This window comes from Noviherbaspirillum sp. (genome assembly GCF_035944575.1).
In the GTDB taxonomy this organism is placed as follows: Bacteria; Pseudomonadota; Gammaproteobacteria; order Burkholderiales; family Burkholderiaceae_D; genus Noviherbaspirillum.
Window position 1 is genome coordinate 30,800 of sequence record NZ_DASZBA010000208.1, and the last position, 23,273, is coordinate 54,072.

Annotated in this window: 20 protein-coding genes; 15 read left to right on the plus strand and 5 right to left on the minus strand. The window is 61.8% G+C overall.

The annotated features are described in order from the left end of the window. Positions 1–102: 102 nt before the first annotated feature. From VGU61_RS16650 to VGU61_RS16665, 4 genes are all read left to right on the plus strand, one after another. Positions 103–801: a Crp/Fnr family transcriptional regulator gene (locus tag VGU61_RS16650; protein WP_326860326.1), complete on the plus strand. Its 699-nt coding sequence runs from the start codon at positions 103–105 to the stop codon at positions 799–801. Positions 802–980: 179 nt separating this feature from the next. Continuing rightward, positions 981–1,241: a PAS domain-containing protein gene (locus VGU61_RS22670; protein WP_414691650.1), complete on the plus strand. Its 261-nt coding sequence runs from the start codon at positions 981–983 to the stop codon at positions 1,239–1,241. A 279-nt stretch (positions 1,242–1,520) separates the two neighbouring features. Beyond that, entirely contained in the window at positions 1,521–1,934 is a 414-nt protein-coding gene (locus tag VGU61_RS16660) for a hypothetical protein (protein WP_326860328.1), read from the plus strand. A 16-nt stretch (positions 1,935–1,950) separates the two neighbouring features. Beyond that, the gene (locus VGU61_RS16665) at positions 1,951–2,628 is read left to right on the plus strand and encodes a tRNA-uridine aminocarboxypropyltransferase (protein WP_326860329.1); all 678 of its coding nucleotides are present in this window, start codon (positions 1,951–1,953) and stop codon (positions 2,626–2,628) included. Between the two features lie 14 nt (positions 2,629–2,642). Here VGU61_RS16665 and VGU61_RS16670 read toward each other — a convergent pair whose 3' ends face one another. Then, positions 2,643–3,686 carry an SDR family oxidoreductase gene (locus VGU61_RS16670; protein ID WP_326860330.1) on the minus strand — a complete coding sequence of 348 codons (1,044 nt, stop codon included), beginning with the start codon at positions 3,684–3,686 and terminating at the stop codon, positions 2,643–2,645. 478 nt (positions 3,687–4,164) lie between these two features. Between VGU61_RS16670 and VGU61_RS16675 the strand changes: the two genes are divergently transcribed. From VGU61_RS16675 to gdhA, 3 genes are all read left to right on the plus strand, one after another. Further along, complete coding sequence (locus VGU61_RS16675) at positions 4,165–4,359, plus strand: hypothetical protein (RefSeq protein ID WP_326860331.1); 195 nt, start codon at positions 4,165–4,167, stop codon at positions 4,357–4,359. Between the two features lie 132 nt (positions 4,360–4,491). Continuing rightward, complete coding sequence (locus VGU61_RS16680) at positions 4,492–4,776, plus strand: hypothetical protein (RefSeq protein WP_326860332.1); 285 nt, start codon at positions 4,492–4,494, stop codon at positions 4,774–4,776. A 340-nt stretch (positions 4,777–5,116) separates the two neighbouring features. Then, positions 5,117–6,463 (plus strand): NADP-specific glutamate dehydrogenase, encoded by a 1,347-nt coding sequence (gdhA, locus tag VGU61_RS16685; protein WP_326860333.1) that lies wholly within the window; start codon positions 5,117–5,119, stop codon positions 6,461–6,463. A 57-nt stretch (positions 6,464–6,520) separates the two neighbouring features. Here gdhA and VGU61_RS16690 read toward each other — a convergent pair whose 3' ends face one another. The 3 genes from VGU61_RS16690 to VGU61_RS16700 form a co-directional block, all read right to left on the minus strand. Further along, on the minus strand, positions 6,521–7,384 hold the full coding sequence (locus tag VGU61_RS16690) for a glycosyltransferase family 2 protein (protein WP_326860334.1): 864 nt from the start codon (positions 7,382–7,384) through the stop codon (positions 6,521–6,523). A gap of 93 nt (positions 7,385–7,477) precedes the next feature. Next, positions 7,478–8,647, minus strand: a complete 1,170-nt coding sequence (locus VGU61_RS16695; RefSeq protein WP_326860335.1) for an iron-containing alcohol dehydrogenase — start codon at positions 8,645–8,647, stop codon at positions 7,478–7,480. 39 nt (positions 8,648–8,686) lie between these two features. Further along, entirely contained in the window at positions 8,687–9,427 is a 741-nt protein-coding gene (locus tag VGU61_RS16700; RefSeq protein WP_326860336.1) for an IclR family transcriptional regulator, read from the minus strand. A 188-nt stretch (positions 9,428–9,615) separates the two neighbouring features. Between VGU61_RS16700 and VGU61_RS16705 the strand changes: the two genes are divergently transcribed. The 7 genes from VGU61_RS16705 to VGU61_RS16735 all read left to right on the plus strand — a co-directional run bounded on the left by VGU61_RS16705 (position 9,616) and on the right by VGU61_RS16735 (position 17,169). Next, the gene (locus VGU61_RS16705) at positions 9,616–10,764 is read left to right on the plus strand and encodes an acyl-CoA dehydrogenase family protein (protein ID WP_326860337.1); all 1,149 of its coding nucleotides are present in this window, start codon (positions 9,616–9,618) and stop codon (positions 10,762–10,764) included. After that, the gene (locus VGU61_RS16710; protein WP_326860338.1) at positions 10,761–11,795 is read left to right on the plus strand and encodes an acyl-CoA dehydrogenase family protein; all 1,035 of its coding nucleotides are present in this window, start codon (positions 10,761–10,763) and stop codon (positions 11,793–11,795) included. The genes VGU61_RS16705 and VGU61_RS16710 overlap by 4 nt, the downstream gene beginning before the upstream one ends. A gap of 52 nt (positions 11,796–11,847) precedes the next feature. After that, entirely contained in the window at positions 11,848–12,822 is a 975-nt protein-coding gene (locus VGU61_RS16715; protein ID WP_326860339.1) for a tripartite tricarboxylate transporter substrate binding protein, read from the plus strand. A 29-nt stretch (positions 12,823–12,851) separates the two neighbouring features. Next, on the plus strand, positions 12,852–13,688 hold the full coding sequence (locus tag VGU61_RS16720) for an SDR family oxidoreductase (protein WP_326860340.1): 837 nt from the start codon (positions 12,852–12,854) through the stop codon (positions 13,686–13,688). 8 nt (positions 13,689–13,696) lie between these two features. After that, positions 13,697–14,959: a CoA transferase gene (locus VGU61_RS16725; protein ID WP_326860341.1), complete on the plus strand. Its 1,263-nt coding sequence runs from the start codon at positions 13,697–13,699 to the stop codon at positions 14,957–14,959. Positions 14,960–14,994: 35 nt separating this feature from the next. After that, entirely contained in the window at positions 14,995–15,792 is a 798-nt protein-coding gene (locus tag VGU61_RS16730; protein WP_326860342.1) for a crotonase/enoyl-CoA hydratase family protein, read from the plus strand. 177 nt (positions 15,793–15,969) lie between these two features. Next, positions 15,970–17,169: a multidrug effflux MFS transporter gene (locus VGU61_RS16735; RefSeq protein WP_326860343.1), complete on the plus strand. Its 1,200-nt coding sequence runs from the start codon at positions 15,970–15,972 to the stop codon at positions 17,167–17,169. Positions 17,170–17,210: 41 nt separating this feature from the next. Here the strand turns inward: VGU61_RS16735 and VGU61_RS16740 are convergent, their stop codons facing one another. After that, a complete protein-coding gene (locus tag VGU61_RS16740; RefSeq protein WP_326860344.1) occupies positions 17,211–19,235 on the minus strand; it encodes a patatin-like phospholipase family protein in 2,025 nt (674 codons plus the stop codon). Between the two features lie 437 nt (positions 19,236–19,672). Between VGU61_RS16740 and VGU61_RS16745 the strand changes: the two genes are divergently transcribed. Next, positions 19,673–23,263 (plus strand): TonB-dependent receptor domain-containing protein, encoded by a 3,591-nt coding sequence (locus VGU61_RS16745; protein WP_326860345.1) that lies wholly within the window; start codon positions 19,673–19,675, stop codon positions 23,261–23,263. Positions 23,264–23,273: the final 10 nt, after the last annotated feature.

Here is a 23,273-nt window from a genome sequence, read left to right on the forward strand (position 1 = left end):
CGGGCGCGTCGGTTAAGAAGTTAACCCTTGCACGCATGGCGGCCGCCTTTACGCTCCCGGCGGTCCGGATGTTCCCGGTATACTCGTTCCGTGCAAGAGACCATGCCACCGCCCAATTGGGACATCGCCCTGGCCCAGCTGACACCGGAACAGCGGGGAGACGTCCTTTCACGCATGCGCTCCATCGCCTGCGAGCCCCGGCAGTCCCTGTTCAGGCAGGGAGAGCCGAGCGACTCCCTGTACATCATCCGGCATGGCAGGGTAAGGCTCTACGCCGGCACGGAACACGGCGACGAGTTCACGCTCGGCATCATGGACAGTGGCCGCATTCTCGGACTGGCCGCTGCGGTCCTGGGGAAGCCGCGCATCGTCTGCGCCGAATCCATCGATCATGTCGAAGCCAGCATTCTCACGACGCAGGACCTCTACCGATGCATGGACGCGATACCGCAATTCGCGCGCAATATCATGACGATACTGGCGACGCTGGCGGCGGAGACGCTCGATGGCATCGTGCCGGTGGCGCTCGACTCTGCGGTGGTTCGCCTGGCAACGATCCTGACGACGCTGGGAAAACCCGATACGAACGACCCGTCCGGCCTGCGACTGAACGTCAGCGGACTGACGCAGGAGGATTTCGGCAAGATGGTCGGAGCCACCCGTACCTGGGTGACCATCACTCTCGGCACGTTCGAACGCAGCGGGCTCATCGTTAAAAGAAAGGGGTCGATCACCGTCCTGGACCGCAACCGCCTTGCCCGGTACATCGACGCCCAGCGCAACCATCGTCCGTTCGTGTAGCGCCATGCACTGTGATACCCTGATCCGCATATCGCCGCCGCGAGCCACCGCGCCTCGGGTTTTCCTCATTCCGTTGCCGCATTACCGATATGAATAAAAGACTGATGGAGCACAAGCTCCCCGAAGCGGCCCGGCTCGCACGGACGATTGCCGAAAATTCCGTTCATGGACTTGTCGTCATGGACGATAAAGGCACCTGCATTTATGCCAACCAGTCGTGGCTCGACATGACCGGCTTCACGATGGAGGAAATGCAGGCAAAACCGCTGCATGACCTGGTCCACCATCATCGTCCCGACGGAAGCCCTTTTCCGCTGGAAGAGTGTCCGATAGGATGCACGCTCGGCAAAAACCAGCATGTCCGGAATCACGAAGACCTCTTTTTCAGGAAAGACGGCAGCCCCTTTCCCGTATCGTCCGCAGGTCGTCGGTGCTGGTAGCAGTCACCGGCTATGGACAGGAGCATGGCATGAACAACGCAGCCGACGCCGGCTTCGACCACCATTTCGTCAAGCCGGCTGACAGCAGGAAGCTTGCCGAATTGTTGAATTCACTCAAGAAGACATGAGCCGTTTGAATACCGAGTGCGGTCATGCGGACTTATCGCCATTGACTCCGCTTCCCACCCTTTCCTTTTCCACATGGCGACAGCCGGCCGTTCCGTGTGAAATGCCACGGAAGTGATTGAACAGGAGTCGCTTCCGTTTGTCCAAATGACCATGGTTGACAATCTATACGGCGAACATTTCCTCGACATGGTGTATGACGAAGAGAACGCTTGGCTGTACGCGAACTGGAAGGGATACCAGACCGACAAATCGGTCAAGGAAGGCATCAACCGCATGATCCGCATGCTAGAGGAACATCAGGCTTCGAGAGTCCTGAACGACAACAGCAACACGCTCGGCATCTGGATGGGCGTTGCCACCTGGCTGATTTATGATGCGCTGCCGCGAGCCAGGAAAGCGGGCCTCAAATCCTTCGCCCATGTCTACGGCCCAAGCAGGTTCTCCCGCATCTCCGCCGAAGGCGCACTGCTTCTGCTCAGTCCCGCGCAGGTCGACATCAAGGCCTTCGAGGACATCGAGTCGGCAAAAAGCTGGCTCAGGCGGCAACCGGGTACGCACGCATAGCCTGCCATTGTCCGTGATGCAATCCGATTCAAAGCGCCAAACCTGCGGCACCTGCCTGCGTCCCGAACGCGCCTGCATCTGCGGCTGGATCACCCCTACCGCCCACATGGTCGACGTGCTCGTGCTGCAGCATCCGATGGAAGTGCACAATGCAAAAGGCAGCGCGCGCCTGCTGCATCTCAGTCTTCCCCATAGCCGGCTGGTGGTCGGCGAACGGTTCGACGAACAGATGCTGCAAGCGCTGCTGGATGAGCCGTTTCAATCACGGTCACATGCGCCGCATCCGATCCTTCTCTACCCGGACACTCCTGAAGCGGCGGCGCTGGGACTGGCGGAACCAGCCACGCTGCCGGAGGCGCTTTTGCACCATCCCGCGCAACTGCGCCTTGTCGTTCTGGACGGCACCTGGCGCAAGAGCCGGAAGATGCTTTACCTGAATCCATTGCTGCAGCGATTACCCCGACTGCGGTTGCATGATGTGCCGGCCTCGCGCTACCTGATCCGCAAGGCGCACCGTACCGGACAGCTTTCGACGCTGGAGGCGGTGTGCCATGCGTTGATGCAACTGGAAGGCGATGCACAGCGGTACCAACCGCTGCTTGCGGCCTTTGACGGATTCATCGCCCGCCAGGCCGCCGCGCAGCGGGCTGCGGTCCCGCACGCAACAAACCCGGATCACCAGCCTGCGGAGTAGTCAGACCTGCATGATCATGTCTGCCTGGGCACTGCATATTTGTGCTTGAAGCCGCCATTGCGTCGCAACTGCCACATTGCCGCCAATGCCAGTCCGGCGCCAAGCATCAACGCTTTGTTCGACTTGGCGCCGGTGATTGCGCTCGTATAGAGGCTGGTCTCGCGCGTACGCCCGCCAACGCCGTTGCGCTCCTTCAGATCCTGCGATGGTGAGTACAGGCTGTTTGCACGGTGGCGCGCCGGCGTATCGGATCGTTGCTGGCCGAACATCACGCGCTTCATCAGGCGATCTATCACGCCGGGCATGTAGTACGCACCGGCTGCAGCCATCTTGGCCCCGCCACCGACGAAGATGTCGCGTTCCGGATGAGTGGCTGCATGCAGGATGGCATCGGCGACGATGTCCGGCGCATAGATGGGTGACGGCAGTTTCGGCTCGACATCCATGTAATTCTTCGCATGCACGGCGAACATGGTGTCGATGGAACCCGGCTTGATCAAGGTGACCGATACCGGCGCTCCGGCTTCCTGGAGTTCGATGCGCAGCGAGTCGGTGAAGCCCTTTACCGCATGCTTGGAGGCTGCGTATATCCCCTGCAACGGCACCGAAACATCGGACACTTCGCTGCCGATGTTGATCAACGCGCCGCCGCTGCGCTTGAGATGTTCGGTCGCGGCAAGCGAGCCGTAAACCACGCCCCAGAAATTGGTCTCGAACAAACGCCGCTTGTCTTCCGTCGATACTTCCTCATTGCGGCCGAACATGCCGATGCCGGCATTATTGATCCAGGTATCGATACGACCGAAGCGCTGGATCGCTGTCGATGCCGCCAGGCGGATTTCATCTTCCTTGCCTACATCTGCCACGACATACGTTGTTTCAGCGCCCTGTCCATTGAGTTCGTCGCACACTTGTTTCAATGCATCTTCATTGCGCGCCACCAACACCAGCTTCGCGCCCTGCTTTGCCGCCTTGCGCGCAGTAACCAGGCCAATGCCGCTCGTTGCGCCGGTGATCACCATGACCTGTTCAGGCAATTTCTTTAGTCGTATTTTCATTGAGACCTCCTGTAAAAAAGGAAGCGATGCAGCGAGAATCGTGCCGGTCCATGATTCGAACTCGCCGACACTGAAAGGTGAGCGCGCAAGCCATAACGGCCTTGTAATTCTTCCCGCGCCGTTGTAAGAGCTTCAGTGAAGCGGCATGTTGCAGATGAGCGCATCTGGCGTGCATGACTTGAATAAACCGGCCGATGCAGCCACCTGTAAAGATAATTGTCGAATACAACTATTTACTTTCGTTAATTTGCGACTGCGCTGGACACGATGCGGAAGAAGAGTTTCCAGATTACAGGTGCCGCGAACTATCAAGCGATGTTAGTGCATCGTTAATTCAGTCATTCATTACGATAGAAATATTCAATACATAATCTTGCGCTATTGTCTGCTGGTAGACAGATCCGACATCGCAGCAGGAGCACAATGTTGTCTTATTCAGCGCTTTGCACATACGGCCATGACCAATACTTCCAGCACCATGAAACATCCTTGGATACTCGGGACATTCGCTGTCTACGCACCGAGTCTCGACCTTGCACGACAAGTGGTTGAACGAGTTTCCAGCAACGAGGCGAATTACGAACGCTTCGGCACGGTAAGCCTCGAAAGCGGTGAGGAGATCGACTGGATCAACATACGCAGCGGCGTCATCCGTTCGCAACACGTATCCTGAATCGCCTTTGACATACACTGTTGCACACTTTTGCCACGAGCTTGCTCCGGGTTACTCCTATGGCCCGTATTGTGGCTGCCCATCCGCTTGGACCGCTTCAGGCGGATGGGCTTTTTATATTGAAAGGAAACAATGAACCATAAAGTTTCAACCGAACGTTACGATCCCAATCGTCTTTTCGACACCCTCATGAAAAAGCTTGGGCTTTCCAGCGATAAAGCCCTCTCCAAAAAGTTGAACATCACAAAGGACGTCATTCTTAATATCCGCGCCGGGTGTATCCCGATAGCAGCATCGATGTTGCTCTGGATATCCGAAGTCACCGGAATCAGCATTCACGAACTGCGCAACGCTCTGGGTGACCGGCGGGCAAAGTTCAGACCAAACTGTGCTCTCATAACAGCGCGGGCCCGCTGAGCACAACGGCAGCCCGGCCGGCACGATGCCAACGCTGCAGACTGCAGGCAGCCGAATTTCGTTGTTGCCCGCAGGCGGATACATAGCGCAATCGCGCTGCTGCTGCATGCAATTGATCAACCTTGCCATCCCCTCGAGGGCCGCCCTATGCCGGGCGGCCCTCGCCCTCCCCCGGTAAAGGGGTAGCAACCCTGCAGTGACTACTTTCAACGCAGTCATATCAATGTAGCGATAACCCCGCTATCGTTACATGCTCACAAGCATGGTCAGGAACGCGTCTATATTCGCCCTGTCGAACAGAATTCTAAATAGACCAACGACAACAAAAACGGAGATTGTAATGCGTTATCAGAACCTCGAAGAATTCCTCACTCACGTCCGTGAAACCAATCCCGGACAGCCTGAATTCCATCAAGCCGTCGTGGAGGTCATGGAAAGCATCTGGCCCTACATCGCCGAACATCCGCGCTATGCGGAGCATGGCCTTCTGGACCGGCTGGTGGAGCCGGAGCGTGTCGTGCAGTTTCGCGTGGCGTGGGTGGACGACAAGGGCGAGGTCAGGGTCAATCGCGGTTACCGCGTGCAGCACAGCATGGCGATCGGTCCTTACAAGGGCGGATTGCGCTTTCATCCATCGGTGAACCTGTCGATCCTGAAATTCCTCGCCTTCGAGCAGACTTTCAAAAACGCATTGACGACCTTGCCCATGGGCGGCGGCAAGGGCGGTTCCGATTTCAATCCGAAAGGCAGAAGCCCCGGCGAAGTCATGCGCTTCTGCCAGGCCTTCGTCATGGAATTGTTCCGGCATGTCGGCGCCGACACCGATGTGCCGGCAGGCGATATCGGCGTGGGCGGCCGCGAGGTCGGCTATATGACCGGCATGGTGAAGAAACTGACCAATCGCGCGGAAAGCGTATTCACCGGCAAGGGACTGAGTTTCGGCGGTTCGCTGATGCGGCCCGAGGCCACCGGCTACGGTACCGTCTATTTCGTCGAGGAGATGCTTGCGCGGGTAGGCAGGCAGCTCGGCGGCATGCGGATCTCCGTGTCGGGCTCGGGCAACGTCGCGCAGTACGCGGTGGAAAAAGCCATGGAGCTCGGCGCGAAAGTGGTGACGGTATCCGATTCGAGCGGCACGGTCATCGACGAAGATGGATTCACGCCGGAGAAACTGGCGATTCTCATGGAGATCAAGAATCATCTGCGTGGCAGGGTCAGCGATTATGCGCAGAAGGTGACCGGCACGCGTTTCGAACAAGGGGCGACGCCATGGCATGTGCCGGTGGATGTGGCGCTTCCCTGCGCAACGCAGAACGAACTGGACCTCGACGATGCAAACACGCTCGTCAGGAACGGCGTGGTGTGCGTTGCCGAAGGCGCGAACATGCCCTGCACCGCCGAAGCGGCGGCATTTTTCGAGGAACAGGGCGTGCTGTACGCGCCGGGCAAGGCGAGCAATGCCGGCGGGGTGGCGACCTCGGGCCTGGAAATGTCGCAGAACGCGATGCGCCTGTCATGGAACCGGGAAGAAGTCGATCAGCGTCTCAAGCAGATCATGTGCAACATCCATAAATCCTGCCTGCAGTACGGACAGCAGGCCGATGGCAGCGTGAGCTATATCGACGGCGCCAACATCGCCGGATTCGTGAAGGTAGCGGATGCGATGCTGGCGCAGGGCGTGATCTGACCCTTCTCTGCGCAAGGCATTCATTGCCGTTGCAGCCAGCGCGCAGGGCGGTCCCGTTCAGGTCCGCAATTGCCTGAACATGCTGTGCACCTGCTGCGGCAGTACCCTGCGTTTGCGCAGCACCCACGGCAGTTCGCGTGCGGCATTCAGCAGTGCCGCCTTCAGCACCTGCCAGCTCGGCGCCGACCTGCACAGGCGCCGTGTTTCCGCCCATGCGCTGGCGGCAGGCAGGCGCAGCCATGCAACCCATAGCGCATTGCGCAGTACGATCTTCTGCCGCCCGGGATTGTCCCGTTGCGGCGATGGATGATGGTGCACCGTCAGTTGCGGCACGTACACGATGCGCCATCCCGCCGCCGCGAGATCCAGCGTCAGCAATTCCTCCTCTCCCCCGACGAAAAACTTTTCCTCGTAGCCGCCGGCATCGAGATACGCCTGCCGCCGGAATACCACCGCGCAGGCAATGAAGCCGAGCAGCACGGGTCCCGGCATGCCAGTGGAAGGCAGGGGACTGGCTGCCATCACGCCGCATATCGGGTCTTCCCTTTCCGCGTCGCCGAGCAATACGCGTCCGCATACGGCGGCGATGACGGGATACATGTCGAGGATGCCGACCGCCCTCTCCAGGGAGCCGCCGGCCCACCAGGAATCGTCATCGCAGAAGGCCACATACGGCGTCTGTGCCAGTTGCACCCCGATATTGCGGGCCGCCGCGCCCATGTTGCGGCTCGTGGTGACGATCCGCACCTGCGGATAATTCTTCGCAACGATTGCCGGCGTGGAATCGGTCGATGCGTTGTCCACGACGATCATGGCAGGCTGCTCCGGCAGCCGGGTCATGTATTCCAGTGTACGCAGCAGTTCGTCGATGCGGTTGTAAGTGAGCAAGACAACGGTCAAGCGTTGATGCAGGCGGGTCATGGAAAGCTTCTTCGGCGGTCTTGAATAGACGGGATGTGGTCTATAGACCGCGCAGGCGGCAATCGTTCCTTGTCTTTTTTTCTCCCTATTGCATCACCATGCCGCATCCAGCAACTGGCGCACCGTTGCCGGCCCGTCGATCTTGCGTGGATTGGTATGGATGAGGCGGTCGTGCATGGCATTCTGCGCGATCAGATCGAGCAGGTCTTCCTTCAGGCCGACATCGCGCAAGGTCTGCGGCATGCCAAGCTCGGCGATGAGCGTCGCGACGACATCCGCAGCCGGTTCACCCCTGCGGCCCAGCGCTTCGCTGACCCAGGCCTGCCGTTCCGCGTTTACCGGGAAGTTGAAGCGCAACACATGCGGCAGCATCACGCAGGACGTATAACCGTGCGGGACGCCGCCCGTGCCGCCGAGTACATGGCCGATGCCGTGGCTCGCGCCCTTGGTGACGCCGGCGCTGGTGCCGATGATCGACATCCATGCACCGAGCTGGCAGTCGAGGCGGGCCGCCAGGTTGGACGGATCGGCCTTGCAGGCGCGCAGGCCGCTGCCGAGCAGGCGCAGCGCGTGATAGGACGTCGCGTCGGAGAACGGCTTGCTGTTGATGGCGCACAGATCTTCCACCGCATGATCGATCGCGCGCACGCCCGTCGACAGCCACAGCCATTCCGGTGTGTGCAGAGTGACTGCCGGGTCCAGGATGACGGTGCGTGGAATCGCCTGCGGATGGAAGTAGGATTCCTTGACCTGCCGTTCGGTATCGGTGCATCCGGCCGCGGCGGAAAACTCGCCTGCCGAGAGCGTCGTCGGGATCACGACCGACGCTACCGAAGGCGGAATGAAGCTTGGGCGAACGGTTTTGCCATCCGCGTCCGTGATGGTGCGCAGCGCATCGAGCTGCGCGGGATCGGTGATGTCGTTGCCGAGGCAGATGCAGACCATCTTCGCCGCATCGGTGATCGATCCGCCGCCGACAGTGAGCAGAAGGTCCGCCGACACGGCGCGCGCGGCGTTGGCCGCGGCCACGACATCGCTGCGCGGCGTATGCGCGCCTATCCCCGCATGCAGCCCGGCGAAGCGGTCGCCTAGCGCGGCTTTCATGCGCCGGACCACATCGGTTTCACGCGCCAGGGTACCGCCGGCGAGCACGAAGACGCGGCGTGCATCGACGCGCTCGACTTCATCGGCGATTGCCTGCGCGAAGTCGATGCCGTAAATCACCCGGCCGGTTCCGGGATAGGTGTATATGCCGCTTTGCATGGTGCGCTCCTTGGTTATGTTGTCGTGTCTGCGACCGCCCTATTCAAACAAGGCATTGATCGCTTCCTGCATCGTCCTGACGTATTTCCGCTCATTGGCGATCAGGCGGTCGGTCAGGCCGGCGATGCCGATTGCCAGCGGCTTTTCCGTCGGCCGCGTCGGCAGCAGCATGGCGATCAGCGTGGCATGCGGCGTGACCTGGTTCATCGATACGGCGTAGCCGCGCTCACGGTCTTCGGCCACTTGCCGCAGCAACTCCTCGGCATTGACCGGATGGGCCGCATCGCTGGCCAGGTTGAATTTGCGCGTCAGCTTGCGGATCGTGCCGTCGTCCATCTGCGTCAGGAGCATTCGGCCGGTACCCGACGACAGCAGCGGCCGCAGCGTACCGATCTGCAGATGCATGCGCAGCGTGTTCGTTCCCTGGAGCACACGCAGGTATTGGGAGTGCAGTCCGTTCTGCGCCGCCAGTACGACCGTCTCGCCGGTTGCATGGTTGAGCTGCTCCAGAAGCTGGGACAGTTTTCCATGCGAGAGCATCGGGCCATGCAGCCAGTCGCCGAGCAGCGCAACCCGCATGGACGGAATGTAGGTCCGCGCGCCGGCGTCGAAATGCAGGTAGCCGAGCGAGACCAGGCTGCGCATCAGCGCAGAAGTGCTGGAATGCGGCCAGCCGAAATGGTCCGCAACCTCGGCGACGGGGCTGGCGCGCCTGACGGTATCGAAGAATTCCAGAACCTGGATGGCACGGGCAGCGGATTTGACGAGGTTTTTTTCCATGAACGTTGTAACCAGTGGTTTGCCTACGGGAGAGGATTCATTTCCGTGAGGAATTACGCCTCAAAACACATATGTGTGATTTCAAAACATTATGCGATTTTAGCTTTACACCCCTACGGCGTCCACGATAAATTTTCCACATCGTGCAAGCACCCGGATAGCCGCTTGCACAGGAGCGAGGAGACGAAATGCATGAATTCAAATTCGAGCCGGTCCAGATGCCGGCCGCCGTCGAGGACCTGCGCAAGGAAGTGCGCGCGTTCATCGCCGAGGAAGTAGCGCGCGGCGGATTCACGCCGAAGCGCAATTCCTGGTCGTCGTTCGATGCCGAATTCAGCCGCAAGTGCGGCGAACGCGGCTTCATCGGCATGACCTGGCCGAAGCAGTACGGCGGCCAGGAAAGAACCGCGCTGGAGCGCTATGTCATGACGGAGGAAATGCTCGCCGGCGGCGCGCCCGTCGGCGCGCACTGGGTTGCGGACCGGCAGAGCGGTCACCAGATTCTGCGCTACGGCAGCGATCGGGCGAAGCGGGAGATCCTGCCGAAGATCACATCCGGCCAGTGCTTCTTCAGCATCGGCATGAGCGAACCGGATTCCGGGTCCGACCTTGCCGCGGTGCGCACCCGCGCCACCCAGGTTGACGGCGGATGGCGGATCAGCGGCACCAAGGTATGGACCAGCAGCGCCCACCGGGCTCACTACATGATTGCGCTGGTCCGCACCGCGCCGAAGGAGGAAGAGCGGCATGCGGGGCTGACGCAGTTCATCATCGACCTGTCGCAGCCCGGCATCACCGTCCGTCCCATCTACAACCTGTACGGCGGGCATGACTTCAATGAAGTCGTGTTCGACGAGTATTTCGTTCCGGACGACATGGTGATGGGCGAAGTCGGGTCCGGCTGGAAGATGGTGACCGGGGAACTGGCCTTCGAGCGCTCCGGCCCGGATCGTTTTCTCAGCACCTACCAGCTGCTCGCCGAATCCATGCGCGTCATCGGGTCCGAACCGGACGATCGCGCGGCCAATGAGATCGGCCGCTTTGTTGCCCATCTCGCCACCCTGCGGCGCATGTCCACCTCGATCGCCGGCATGCTGACGCGCGGCGAACAGCCGATCGTCGAGGCGGCTCTCGTGAAGGACATCGGCACCACTTTCGAGCGCGAGATCCCCGAAGTCTTCCGTCACCTGATCCCGACGGAGCCGACGCTGGGCGACGGCGACAGCTATGCGGAACTGCTTGGAATGACGATCCTGCGCGCACCCGGCTTCACGATCCGGGGCGGCACGCGGGAGATCTTGCGCGGAATGATTGCCCGGGGATTGGGATTGCGATGAACGACATGACAGATGACCTGATCCGGACCACCGACCGGATTTTTGAAGATGCCTGCACGAAAGCGGTACGCGAGAGCGCCGAAGCCGGCAAGTGGCCCGCCGAACTGTGGCAGGCAATGGAGGACGTGGGCCTGACGCGGGCCGCCTTGCCGGAAGCCGCCGGCGGCGTCGGCTTCGAATTTGCCGATGCGATGGCGGTACTGCGGCGAAGCGCCTACCATGCCGCGCCGGTGCCACTGGCGGAAACGATGCTTGCCGGGCGAATGCTCGCCGCGGTCGGCCTTGCGGTTCCTGACGGTCCGATGACCATTGTCCGCACGCCCCTGCGGGCGGCCGGCAGCGGCGCGACGATTTCCGGCAGCGCACGCCGCGTCCCCTGGGGAAATACCTGCGAGCACGCGGTGGTGATCACCGAGCAGGATGGAAAGACGATGGTGGGGCTGGTGAAGACGACCGGCACGGCGCAGGCGATCGAGAAAAATCTCGCCGGCGAGCCGCGCGTGCATCTCGACTTCGAGGCCGCGCCGCTGATCGCGGCCGCACCGCTCGACGATGCACACAACCGTCTGGAACTGGAGGGCGCGCTATACCGGAGCGTGCAGATGGCCGGCGCCCTTGAACGCCTGCTCGCCTATTCGCTGCAGTATGCCAACGAGCGCGTGCAGTTCGGCCGGCCGATCGGAAAATTCCAGGCGGTGCAGCACCTGCTCGCGGTGCTGGCCGGCCACGCCGCGGCATCCAGCGCGGCGGCGCATGCCGCCGTCGAAGCCTCGGCTACCGCGCCTAACGAACTGGCGATCGCGATCGCCAAGGCGCGCACCGGCGAAGCAGCCGGGAAAGGCGCGGAAATCGCGCACCAGGTGCATGCCGCGATGGGATACACGCGGGAACACAACCTGCACTTCAGCACCCGCCGGTTGTGGTCATGGCGCGATGAATTCGGTAATGAAACGTACTGGCAGACACGGCTCGGCCGCATGGTGGCAAGCAAAGGCGCCGATGCACTCTGGCCGATGCTGACGGAAATCTGAAGCGGAAACATATCCGCAGGTGTGTTTGTTCCTATCTATAAAAGGAGACGAAATGAAACTTGCAGCAGTCGCAACCGTTGCTTTATCGACCTTCACCGCCCTGATGGCCGCCAGCCCGGCCAGCCAGGCACAGGAGAAGGCCTTCCCCACCAAGACCGTCAGCATCGTCGTGCCGTTCACCGCCGGCAGCGGCTCGGATACGTCGGCCCGCTTTTTCGGCGAACAGCTCAGCAAGATGTTCAACCAGTCCTTCATTGTTGAAAACCGTCCGGGCGCCAGCGGCATCATCGCTGTGAACACCGTGAAGAATGCGCCGGCGGACGGCCATACCATTCTGCTTGCCAGCAACTCCCCCATCGCGGTGAATCCGGTCACGATCAAAAATCTGCCGTATGACCCCATCAAGGATCTCAAGCCGATCTCTGGCGTGACGCGCGGCATGAATGGCCTCGTGGTGGCGCCGGGCTCCAACATCAAGAACATTGCCGACCTGGTGGCAGCGGCCAAGCAGAGGGAGGTTGCCGTCGGTACCTATTCCGACGGATACCGGTTGGTCCTCGAATGGCTGTCGAGCCAGACCAAGGTGAAGTTTACGAACGTCTCCTACAAGGGCGGCGCACCGATCTTCACCGACGTGATCGGCGGCCACCTCGAAGTGGGCCTGGTCGATATGGGCGGAGCGGCCGAGATGCTCAAATCCGGCAAGCTGCGCGCCATCGCCGTCTCCGGCGAGACCCGGCACAAGGAATTCCCCGATGTGCCGACCATCAAGGAAAGCGGCTATCCCGAGTATGTGACGTACTCATGGACCTCCTTCTACGTGCGTGCCGACACCCCCGACGACATCACGAAGAAACTGGCCGACGCCATGCAGAAGGCCCTGCATTCCGATGCGGCGAAAGAGTTCGTCAAGAAAACCGGCGGCGAGCTGATGCCCCATACCGCTGAAGGCATGCGCGAGTATCAGAATGCGGAGATTGCCCGCTTCCGCCGCATTGCCGAAACGGCCGGCATCAAGCCGCAGTAAACGTGGCGTCGGTTCAGGCGAACGGCATCATGTTTCAAAGCGGACTGCTTGCAGGCAAACGCGTCCTGATCACGGGCGGCGGCACCGGGCTGGGCAAAAGCATCGGCCGGCGTTATGTCGAACTCGGCGCCCGGCTGGTCATCTGCGGACGGCGCGCCGAGGTGCTGCAACGGACCGCAGCCGAAATGGAGGAAGCATTCGGCACCCCGGTGGAAACGCATGTCTGCGATGTGCGCGATGCCGTTGCGGTCGAAACCATGATGTCGCGCATCTGGGAAGGCGGGCCGCTCGATGTGCTGGTGAATAACGCGGCGGGCAATTTTCTCGCCCGTACCGAGCATCTCTCCTCACGGGCGATCGACGCGGTCGTCGATATCGTCCTCAAGGGCGGTGCGCACTGCACCATCGCCGCCGGGCGGCGATGGATCGCGCAGCAGCGGCGCGGCACGGTGCTGTGCATCCTGACCCAGTCGGCGCTGACCGGCGCGCCCTTTACCGTGCCGTCGGCCATGGCGAAAGCCGGATTGCTGTCGATGATCCGCAGCCTTGCGGTCGAATGGGGCCCGAAGGGCATTCGCCTGGTCGGCGTGGCGCCCGGTCCCTTTCCTACCGAAGGCGCGTGGTCCCGGCTGATGCCGAAGGAGCGGCATCGCGAACCGATCGAGAACGGGATTGCGTTGCGGCGCGTGGGACGGCATGAGGAGCTGGCGGATCTCTGCACCTTCCTGATATCCGACAACGCGGAATTCATCACCGGCGAAGCGATTACGATCGACGGCGGCAAATGGTTGCAGGGGGCCGCCGGTCCGTCGGCGCAGGTCATGCAGGAATGGTCCGACGACACCTGGAAATCTCTCCGAAAATAGGTCAACGAATGGTTACAGAAGCAACAGCGCAGCATGGCGGCGGAAATCGAAGCGATGGCAAGGACGGCGTAAATGGCCCCCTGACAGGAGTCCGGATACTCGACCTGACTTCCGTCGTGCTTGGTCCCATCGCCACCCAGATCCTCGGGGATTACGGCGCAGACATCATCAAGGTGGAGATTCCCGAAGGAGACCTCATGCGCTCCAACGGCGTATCGCTGAACGCAGGGATGAGTTCGATCTTTCTGGCGGTGAACCGCAACAAGCGGTCCATCGCGGTCGACCTGAAAACGCCGGAAGGCATGGAGATCGTCAAGAAGCTGATCCCGGAAGTCGACATCTTCATCCACAACATGCGCGTGGCCGCGATCGAAAAGCTCGGCCTGGGATATGACGTCGTTTCGTCGATCAAACCCGACATCGTCTATTGCGCCGCGCCAGGCTTCGGCCAGTCCGGGCCGCACCGCGACAAGCCCGCATTCGACGACATCATCCAGGCCGCCTGCGGGCTGGCCAGCCTCAACAGCGTGGGCAAGGACCAGCCGGATTACGCGCCGACGCTGGTAGCCGACAAGACGGCCGGCATGGCGGTCGTCAATTCGGTGCTGGCGGCGCTGTTCCACCATGAGCGTACCGGGCGCGGACAGTATGTTGAAGTACCGATGTTCGAGACCATGGTGTCCTTCATGCTCACCGAACATCTCGGCGGCCTCACCTTCGATCCGCCGCCGGCGAAGGCCGGCTATGCCCGGCTGCTGGTCGGCGGCCGCAAGCCGGCGCCCACCACCGACGGTTACATCGCCATCCTTCCCTACACGGCCGATCACTGGATCGCATTTTTCCGCATTGCCGGCTGCCCGGAACTGGTAGAGAAATACGACGTTGCCGACCGCCGCGCGCGCAACGCGCATATCGTCGACATGTACCGCGAGCTGGCCCAGATCACCTGCAAGCGCAGTACAGCGGAATGGATGGCCATCTGTGACGAACTCGACATTCCCGCCACGCCGATCTACGGCATCGACGAACTGATCGATCATCCGCATCTGAAGGAAGTCGGCCTGTTCGAAAACGACACGCATCCGACCGAAGGCCCGATCCGGTATGTCGCGCCGCCGACCCGGTTTTCCGCCACGCCGGCGCGCGTGCGCTACCAGGCGCCCCTGCTCGGGCAGCATTCCAGCGAAGTCCTGCGCGAACTCGGCTACGACGAGCAGGCGATCGAAAGCCTGAAGGAGCGTGGCGTCGTCAAACAGAAAAACGTGCCGTAACCGCCAGCACGATCAATCATGCAAGGAGAACGACAATGGCAGCATTTCTGAACTACGAAAAATCGGGTGCGATCGTCACGCTGACGATGAACCGCCCGGACATCCGCAACGCCTTGTCGAGCGCGGAGGCGATCAATGAATTCGCCGAGGCATGCGATGCCATCACCAAGGATCTTTCGGTCCGGGCAGTCATCGTCACCGGCGCCGACCCGGCATTTTCATCCGGCGGCAATGTCAAAACAATGCGCGAGAACGTCGGGCGCAGCGTCGAACCGGCGATGATCCGCTATTCCTACAAGAACGGCATCCAGCGCATACCGCTGGCGCTCTACAACCTCGAAGTGCCGACGATCGCGGCTGTCAATGGACCCGCCGTCGGCGCAGGCAACGATCTCGCATGCATGTGCGACATCCGCATTGCTTCCGAGCGGGCCACTTTTGCGGAAAGTTTCATCAAGCTCGGCATCGTCCCCGGCGACGGCGGCGCATGGCTGCTGCCCCGCGCGGTCGGCATGTCGAAGGCAAGCGAAATGGCATTCACCGGCGCGCCCATCACGGCGGAAGACGCGCTGGCCTGCGGACTGGTATCGCAGGTGGTGCCGCATGAGCAGCTCATGGAAAAGGCGCAGGAAATCGCCCGCAAGATCGCGGCGAATCCGGGGCATGCGCTGCGCATGACCAAGCGCCTGATGCGGGAAGGACAGCATACCCGTCTGGAAACGCTGCTTGAGATGTCGGCCAGCTTCCAGGCGCTCGCCCACCACACGCGGCAGCACGAGGAAGCGGTCAATGCATTCATCGAGAAACGTCCGCCGAACTTTACGGATGAATAGCAGCATCAATAAGCGCAAGCAGTTTTCACATCAATGCCGTCGTCCCCGTGAAGACGGGGACTACGGGATGCACCGCATTACGCATGCAATGCATCCCTGCCTGCAAAACTTTTCCGGGGAATGACAGGAACGCCGTGGCGCACAGCAATGAAATAAGTTATCAAAAAAAGGCCATGCATGGCAGCCACGCTCGATACTGAATCCCTCGCCATGCCGCCTTTGTGGATGATCAGCCTGCTGCCTGCGCTCGGGCTGTTCGCCTCCGCCGTGCATCTGCCGTCGATTCCTGCCATGGCGTCGGCGTTCAGTGTCACACCCGACCTGATGCAATACACCGTGACGGTCTATCTCGGCGCGATGGCGGCGTTTTCGCTCGTTGTCGGCCCGTTGAGCGACCGCCTCGGCAGGCGCCCGGTGGCGCTCCTCATGCTGGCCGTCTTCCTGATCGGCAGCGTCGCCGCGCTGTTCTCGGCAACGGTGCCGATGCTGCTGGCGGCGCGGCTCCTGCAAGGCATCGGCGCGAGCGGCGGACTGGTGCTATCGCGCTCGATGGTCAAGGATGCCCTGAACGGCCAGATGGCGGCGAAGGCGGCGGCCCAGGTATCGATGGCGGTCGCCGTCGCCCCGATGCTCGCTCCTCTTTTCGGCGGCTACATCCAGGAGCTGTTCGGCTGGCGCGCAAATTTCGTGGTGGTGGCATTGTTCGCGGTGGCACTGCTCGCGCTCGCGACGCGGCGGCTCGTCGAAACCCTCCCCGGCCATAAGCGCTTCGTCAGCAGCCACTGGTCGATGCTGGTCAACTATGTCGGCCTGCTCGGCATGCGCAAATTTCACGTCCACACGCTGCCCGTCATGTGCGGCGCGGTCGGGCTCTTCACCTACCAGACCGGCGCGCCGGTGCTGCTCATCGGACACATGGATGTCAGTCCCGCCGACTATGGGGTGTTTGCCGCGATGCCGGCACTCGGTTTCATGATGGGCACCTTCACCACCACCCGTATCGCGCTCCATACGAAAGCGGAAACACTGATCGAGGCCGGCTGCGTGTTGTTTATCGCGTCGGGCATGCTGATCGTCGGCCTGTCGCTGTGGACATCCCCCGGCCCATGGTCAGTGGCCATTCCGATGGTGCTGTTCGGCGCGGGGAATGGCCTATTGATGCCGACCGCCACGATTGGCGGCCTGAGCGCCGCGCCGCTGCTGGTCGGCTCGGCGGCGGCGCTGATCAGTTGCCTGCGCATGGGCGCCGGTTCGGCAGGCAGCTACATCATCACCAAGCTGCCGCCTGATTCCGTCACGGCGCTTGGGAGCCTGGTGTTTGCAGCCGGAATCATGGCATTGCTGTCCTGGGTCTATCTTGGCCGCGGCAAGAGGTGAAAGCGCTTGTGGTGCAATTAGGGGTCAAAATTAACCGCTTTTCAAGACGCCGCCGGTTCCACCCCGGCTTGCGCCGATTGCACCGTCCTCGGCCTTTGCGTCGCAAAATCGACAGGCACTTCTGCCGCGTTCCTGCCCGTCATTTGCAACTGGCTCAACAGCTCACCCGCTTCCGCCGCACCGAGCATCTCACGTCCATGCTTCAGTCCGATGTCGAGCACGCGGTCGAAGGCTTCCCATTCCAGCATGCCGACGCGCGAGACGTCGGGATTGAATTGCAGGTCGACCAGTTCGCGCATGCGCTTGTCATGCGCCATGCTGGCCATGGCCGCGACGTTGAACACCACCGTCGGCAGTGATGGAATGCCGCGGAAGCGCTGCGTCTTGCGGCCGCGGGTGAGGCGGTCGAGCAGCAGGCTTTCGGCACTCGGCATCTGGGGAAATTCCAGCGGACGGTACCGGTCGCGGCGCAGGTCGACGCCGATGACTTTCGCGGCGCCCAGTTCGCGCATGATGTCGACCGGATAGTTGTTGAAGGTGCCGCCGTCGGTGAGCAGGTCGCCCTTCCACAGCACCGGCGGCAGCGCTGCCGGGATCGACACGCTGGCGGTGAGCATCAGTGCCAGCGGCCCCTTGTGCAGGATGTCGGCGCGGGCACGCGAATAATTGGAGGCGATGCAGAAGAACGGTTTCCAGAGGTCTTCGATGCCGCCCTCGCCGCCCATCACATCGATGACCGCGTCGCGGATGACACGCTGCAGGCGGCGGCCACGCATCACCGACATCAGCGGCAACCAGTTGAAATCCCCGGTTGGATTTTTGGAGAAGGACTTGCGCGCCAGGGCCTGGACCTGCGACGACGGCAGGTCCATCGCGGCATAGGCGGCCATGACCGCGCCGATGCTCGTGCCACCGGCGTAGTCCCAGGTGATGCCCTGTTCTTCGAGCGCCTGCATGATGCCGAGCTGCGAGAAGCCGCGCGCGCCGCCGCCCGCCAGCACGAGGCCGACGGCGTTGCCGCTGAGGATGCGGGCGATACGTGCCCAGTCGCCGTCGGTATTGCGCCGCAGGTGGTAATGCGAGTGGCCGAGAGTATCGATGTGCGGACGCGCGTCGAGCCAGCGGGCGGTGCCGGACGGCGCGCGCCGCGAGGACGGATGCAGCAGGAGCAGGGTCTGGGTTGCCTGGCTGAGGTAGCTGCCGGGGGTGAGGTAGCGTTGTTCGATGTTGCCGGGCGTGGCGTCGCCGTCGGCGTCCGCCAGCAGCAGGATCTGGTCCGCATGCCGGATGCAGAGCCGCGTCCACGCGCTGTCGCCGTCATCCGCGACGAACACCTGCATCGCATGCGTCTGTTCCTGGGTGTCCAGCCACATCAGCAGCTTGCGGTGCAGTTCCTCCGACGATTCCCACCGTCCGTTCGCGAACTCGGCCGGCAGGGTCGTCGGATGATACAGCGCGACGCCGGTGGCGCCGCCGGGCCCATTCGTGGTGCGGGCGATGACGCTTTCGAGTTCCTTGCGCAGGCGGGTGCAGACCGATGTCACAAGGCCGGCTTCGCCGCTGAAGTCATGGATCGGCAGCACGCACAGGTTGACGATCTTGCGCTGCGTGACTTGCGGCTGGTTGCTGCGCGCCTGCCGCTCCAGCAGCTTGCGCGCCAGCGGCAGCGCAACCTTCGGCCAGGAGACCAGCACTTCCTCGAAATCTTCCGCCGCCAGGCGCACCAGCACGCAATCGCGAATGGCCTGGATGCTGGCGCGGCGCGGCGTGCCGCTGATGATGCCCATTTCACCGAGTGGATCGCCGCGCCCGAGTTCGCCGATGAGCGTCGAACCGCCCTCCTCCGAGGCGACATAGGCGCGCAGGCGACCGGAGAGAACGATGAACATGGAATCGGACGGATCGCCCTGGCGCATCAGTACATCGCCTGCCGAAAGCTCGACGGTCCGCAGGCGCGGCAGCAGCTTCGCCAGGTCTTCCTCGCAAAAGTCGCCGAACAGATCACGAAGCACGGACATCAGTAAATCGTGGAAATGGACGTCATCCATCAATTGCACGTGTTTCATGAAACTTGCTCTCCAAGGGAACGATATTTTTAATTTTTTTGCAGATCCGTCTGCGCGGCACCGGACTAAGGGCGCATGAAAACATGATTCTGAAACGTTGAATAGGCGCAACATTTCAAAGTACCAAAAGATAGCACCCAAAGGAGCACCAGGCAATAACAGGCATTTATGCGTGGAATAGCCTCACTTTGGCGTATTTTTAGCGTTTTTGCCCTATATAATTCGAACACTTTTCGATTCCTTTTGGAAACGGAAAGCGGTGAACCAATTAGGCTAGGCAAGCATAAAAACAACAGGGCGCGACCACGCCCATTGCCGGCTCTGTCACCTGAAGCGGTTTAAAAATGTGCAGGGAAGTCCGGGATTCCCCCTTGCACGTTGCGGAAAACTGCTCTGGCGACATCGCGGCAGCATTAACCTGGGACAGGGGAAGTCACGTGGCAAAATTCAAGAGGAAGCTCGCGCTGGCGGCAGCATTGCAATTGCCGGTGTGGGTACAGGCGGCGGTGCCGCCGGGATCGAGCGCCGAAATTCTGGATGTGCAAGGCAAGGGGGAACAGCGCCAGGATGCGCGTGCCGCATGGACCGCCGCGCAGATCCGGCAGGCGCTGGCAGCCGGCGCATTCGTCCGCACCGCCACGGCATCGAAGATGGCCCTGCTGTTCGCCGACCAGACGCAAATCCGCCTGCATGAAAACTCCGTCTTGCAGATCAAGGGCGTGGCAACGCCTGCGCAACCTGTCACAACGCTGACCCTGTCGGTCGGCCGCGCCTGGATGCAGAGCAAGCGCACCTCCGACAGCCGGCTGAACCTCGAATCCCCCGCCGCCACTGCGGCGATCCGCGGTACGGACTGGGAACTCGATGTCGACCCGGCCGGCAAGACCATGCTGACGGTGCTGTCCGGGACGGTAGACTTCTTCAATGCGCAGGGCAGCGTCACCGTCGCGAAGAATGAAGCTGCCATTGCCGAAGTGGGCAAGGCGCCGGTGAAGATCCTGTTGAGCAATCCGCGCGACCGCGTGCAATGGGTGAACGCCCTTACCGCTGATCCGTTGCGTCATATCCGCTCCGCCGAGCTGCCTGCGCGGCTGGCCCCGGCAAGGGATGCGCTGGCAAAAGGCGACCTCGCCAGAGCCGAATCCGCGCTCGCCAATGCACCCGAACGGTCTTGGCCCGTCATCCTCCTTGCCGCCGGTCGCATCCTGTCCGGCGACCTGAACGGCGCACGCACGCAATTGAATGGCCTGATTGCGCAGGAAAGCGATGTGCCGGTCGCAGCTTATCTGCTGCTGTCCGACATCGGCATGGTGACCGGCGACATGGACGGCGCCGCGGCAGTGCTGCAGAAGGGCCTGCAACGCTCGCCCGGCAACGCCGACCTGCTCTCCCAACTGGCACGCGTGCAGCTTCTGAGTGATCGGGTGGAGGAAAGCGAACGCACGCTGGCGCAGGCACGGGACGCCGACAACGTCAACCTGCATCTTGCGCGTGGCGAACTCGCACGGCGCAAGGGCGACGCCGCAGGCACGCTCGACGCCTACGCACAGGCAAAGCGGCTCGCACCGAACGACGACCGCGGCTGGTTCGGCCTCGGCAGCGCGCATACCGAGCGCGAGGACACCACGCCCGCCCGCGACAACCTGACGAAAGCCTTGGAACTGAATCCAGGCGGTGCCGGCTATCGTGGCGAGCTCGGCATGCTCGATACCTTCATCAACCGCTTCGCCGATGCCGAGATGACGCTCGCCGACGCGTTGTCGCAGAACCCGGCCGATTACCTTGCACTCACCGCGCAGGGACTGCTGCGGCTGAAGCAGGGGCAACCCGAAGCGGCGCTCGGCGCCTTCCTGCGGGCCGGCGTCATGGAACCCCGCTATGCGCGCGCAAAGACTTATACGGCGGTTGCCTACTATCAGCTCGGCCGCCGGCAGGACGCCATATCGACCCTGCTGCAGGCGAGCGAACTGGACGACAAGGACCCGGTGCCCTACATGCTGCTGTCGCAGATCTACACCGACCTGTCGCGGCCCGGCGACGCCGTGCAGGCGTCGCGTGACGCGGTCAAACGCCTGCCCTACCTGAAATCGCTCAATCAGCTCGCCAACGACCAAAAGGGCAGCGCCAACCTCGGCAGCTCGCTGGCCTATTTCGGACTGGAGGACTGGGCGCTGGAGATCGCGCAGCAAAGTTATTACCCATACTGGGGCGGCAGCCACCTGTTCCTCGCCGACCGCTATGCGGGCGAGTTCAACAAGAACTCGAAACTCTTCCAGGGCTTCCTGACCGATCCGCTCGCGTTTGGCGCCAGCAATCGCTTCTCGTCGCTGCTGCAGCGTTCCGGAAACTATGGCGCCGCCGATGTGGTGTACGACAAGGAATTCGCACGCCTTGCCGCGCCGTCGCTGACGGTCAACGGGCTGAACAATTCGGTGGTGCCGGTGGCGTATTTCCTGCAGCATCAGCGGGCCATCGGACATCAGATGCCGATCCCGGTCGGCGCGCCTGATCTGCCCAAAATGGTCATCGACGGAGACGCCTTCGACGTGCGCGGAAACGTCACGACGGCCGGTCTCGGCACCAAGGTGACCGATAACCTCGGACTGTTCGTCTATCACAACGATTTTGATGCCAAGCTTCGTGGCCGCAACAATCTGTTCGAAGTGGAAGGTGAAGGCCTGACCAGTACCGCCGACTACACGACGCGCCAGAATGCTGCCGGATTGTCATATCGGTGGTCGCCGACGTCCCAGACCTGGTTCATGGCCGGCAGTGCGAAGGAAAAAATGCGGTTTTCCAACTTGCCGACCCTGTTCGTTCAAAACGGCCTGGTCGGCTTGCTGGGACTCACGGGCGCTCCGGATAAAAAGTTCAACGACATCCAGCTTCGGCATACCGCCGACATCAGTGCGAGTACGCGGATATCCGTCGGACTGGAGCATGTAAAGGAATCGCAATACAACGAAGTCGCCGCAGAGGGTGTCATTGCAGGCGCTTTCCCGGAGGATCCCGACACACTGTTCGAGGACCTGATGGCCTTCGGTGGTTCGAATCGCATCGACCGCCGCTTCTCGGCCCTGACGCTTTCCGCACAACACGCGCCGTCGAAGCAGGTCGCATTCGATGGCGCACTGGTGTTCAACCGTGTCCGCGAAAAGGTTGACGGAAGCACCCGGATTCTTACGCTGCTGACCGAAGTGGATGAAACCATCGCCGAGAGCAAGGATGAAACCCGCAACCGCGTCACCCCGCGCCTCGGCATGACGCTGCGCCCCAACGATGACGTCATCGTGCGGGCCGCTTACCAGGACTGGCTGCGGCCTTCCAGCGTCGGCACATTGAACAACGTCGAAACCGCCGGCATTCCCGTCGAGGACCGCCTTGTGCAGGCCGGCGGCCGGATGAAGCGCAGTGTCGCGCAGGTGGGCTGGACAGCGAACGATCGCACCTTCCTCACCTTCAAGGCCGATCATGCACGGGTCAACAATCCCGGCACATTGGGTGTCGACCTGCGCACGCCGAGCCTGCCTTTCCTCGAACAGCTGCGCAATGCCCAGACCCTGAACCTGTCGACCGTCGATGTCCTGGAAGAATCACCGGACTTCGAACGCGGCACGCTGCGCAGCTTTTCCGCCGGCATCAACCGCGTGTTCCGGCAGGACTGGTCGGGTTACCTGAAATACCATCACCAGCATACGTCCAGTTCCTACGACAGCAGCGACGAACCATCCGGGCAGGTGACCGGCAAGCGCATTCCATTCGTGCCGCGTCATACCTTCGTCGTCGGCACTACCTGGGCCGGTCCCAACAGGCTCTACCTGAGCGGACGCATGGTCTACCGTTCCGAGCGCTTCGAGGAACAGCAGAACCTCACCGCCCTGCCGGCAAGCTGGAGCGGTGACCTGCTCGGCATGTGGGAATCTCCCGAAAAGCGCTGGATGGTCGGCTTTGCCGCGCTGAACCTGTTCGGCAAAAAATCGCCCCGCCGGACCGAGCGGTACACGATCGATGTGCGATACCGGTTCTGATCGCACGGCC

What these genes read in the sequence shown, in the direction of transcription:
- VGU61_RS16650 (WP_326860326.1), top strand. Translation starts at nt 103, where the DNA reads ATGCCACCGCCCAATTGGGACATCGCCCTGGCCCAGCTGACACCGGAA.
- VGU61_RS22670 (WP_414691650.1), top strand. Translation starts at nt 981, where the DNA reads ATGGACGATAAAGGCACCTGCATTTATGCCAACCAGTCGTGGCTCGAC.
- VGU61_RS16660 (WP_326860328.1), top strand. Translation starts at nt 1,521, where the DNA reads ATGGTTGACAATCTATACGGCGAACATTTCCTCGACATGGTGTATGAC.
- VGU61_RS16665 (WP_326860329.1), top strand. Translation starts at nt 1,951, where the DNA reads ATGCAATCCGATTCAAAGCGCCAAACCTGCGGCACCTGCCTGCGTCCC.
- VGU61_RS16670 (WP_326860330.1), bottom strand. Translation starts at nt 3,686, where the DNA reads ATGAAAATACGACTAAAGAAATTGCCTGAACAGGTCATGGTGATCACC.
- VGU61_RS16675 (WP_326860331.1), top strand. Translation starts at nt 4,165, where the DNA reads ATGAAACATCCTTGGATACTCGGGACATTCGCTGTCTACGCACCGAGT.
- VGU61_RS16680 (WP_326860332.1), top strand. Translation starts at nt 4,492, where the DNA reads ATGAACCATAAAGTTTCAACCGAACGTTACGATCCCAATCGTCTTTTC.
- gdhA (WP_326860333.1), top strand. Translation starts at nt 5,117, where the DNA reads ATGCGTTATCAGAACCTCGAAGAATTCCTCACTCACGTCCGTGAAACC.
- VGU61_RS16690 (WP_326860334.1), bottom strand. Translation starts at nt 7,384, where the DNA reads ATGACCCGCCTGCATCAACGCTTGACCGTTGTCTTGCTCACTTACAAC.
- VGU61_RS16695 (WP_326860335.1), bottom strand. Translation starts at nt 8,647, where the DNA reads ATGCAAAGCGGCATATACACCTATCCCGGAACCGGCCGGGTGATTTAC.
- VGU61_RS16700 (WP_326860336.1), bottom strand. Translation starts at nt 9,427, where the DNA reads ATGGAAAAAAACCTCGTCAAATCCGCTGCCCGTGCCATCCAGGTTCTG.
- VGU61_RS16705 (WP_326860337.1), top strand. Translation starts at nt 9,616, where the DNA reads ATGCATGAATTCAAATTCGAGCCGGTCCAGATGCCGGCCGCCGTCGAG.
- VGU61_RS16710 (WP_326860338.1), top strand. Translation starts at nt 10,761, where the DNA reads ATGAACGACATGACAGATGACCTGATCCGGACCACCGACCGGATTTTT.
- VGU61_RS16715 (WP_326860339.1), top strand. Translation starts at nt 11,848, where the DNA reads ATGAAACTTGCAGCAGTCGCAACCGTTGCTTTATCGACCTTCACCGCC.
- VGU61_RS16720 (WP_326860340.1), top strand. Translation starts at nt 12,852, where the DNA reads ATGTTTCAAAGCGGACTGCTTGCAGGCAAACGCGTCCTGATCACGGGC.
- VGU61_RS16725 (WP_326860341.1), top strand. Translation starts at nt 13,697, where the DNA reads ATGGTTACAGAAGCAACAGCGCAGCATGGCGGCGGAAATCGAAGCGAT.
- VGU61_RS16730 (WP_326860342.1), top strand. Translation starts at nt 14,995, where the DNA reads ATGGCAGCATTTCTGAACTACGAAAAATCGGGTGCGATCGTCACGCTG.
- VGU61_RS16735 (WP_326860343.1), top strand. Translation starts at nt 15,970, where the DNA reads ATGGCAGCCACGCTCGATACTGAATCCCTCGCCATGCCGCCTTTGTGG.
- VGU61_RS16740 (WP_326860344.1), bottom strand. Translation starts at nt 19,235, where the DNA reads ATGAAACACGTGCAATTGATGGATGACGTCCATTTCCACGATTTACTG.